Here is a 525-nt window from a genome sequence, read left to right as displayed (position 1 = left end):
GCGAGATTGCGAATTTAGTGGTTAATTCATATTTTTCTTTCGCAAGATATTCTATCTTAGCCGAAAGAACTCGGTTACGAATTTCGCAACCACGCCAAGCGCCAAGACGTTAGTGGCAATTTGTGCCGAAATGGGAGAATTCAAGAACCTAACGCAACAAATGATAAATTTTATCTTTGTTGAATTATGAAAAAAAAATATAAAAGATTATCCTTCGAAGAACGTATTATAATTGAGACTTTACTCAAGGAAAATAAGACCAAAAGCTACATTGCAAAGCAAGTAAATCGAAACAGATCCACCATTACCAAAGAATTAAAACTTTGGTTATTAAAGCCAACCGACATCTACAAGGCTGATTTAGCACATTGGTATGCTTTAGAAAACAATAAAATCAAAAGAACTCAAGATAAAATAAACTCACATCCAAGACTTAAAATATTCATTTATAGAAGTTTATTAAAGGGGACTAGCCCTGAATTAATGGCTGGACAAATCAAGGTATTATACCCAAATGACCCTATT

Annotated in this window: 1 protein-coding gene; it reads left to right on the top strand. The window is 33.3% G+C overall.

Annotated elements, in window-relative coordinates; genetic code table 11:
• Nucleotides 1-186: 186 nt before the first annotated feature.
• Nucleotides 187-525, top strand: a 339-nt coding sequence (locus tag H2650_RS15740; RefSeq protein ID WP_188051780.1) for a helix-turn-helix domain-containing protein, incomplete at its 3' end; no start/stop codon positions are given.

The organism is Flavobacterium sp. GP15 (genome assembly GCF_014281985.1).
Taxonomy (GTDB): Bacteria; Bacteroidota; Bacteroidia; order Flavobacteriales; family Flavobacteriaceae; genus Flavobacterium; species Flavobacterium pygoscelis.
This window is presented reverse-complemented; position numbering and strand designations above follow the sequence as displayed.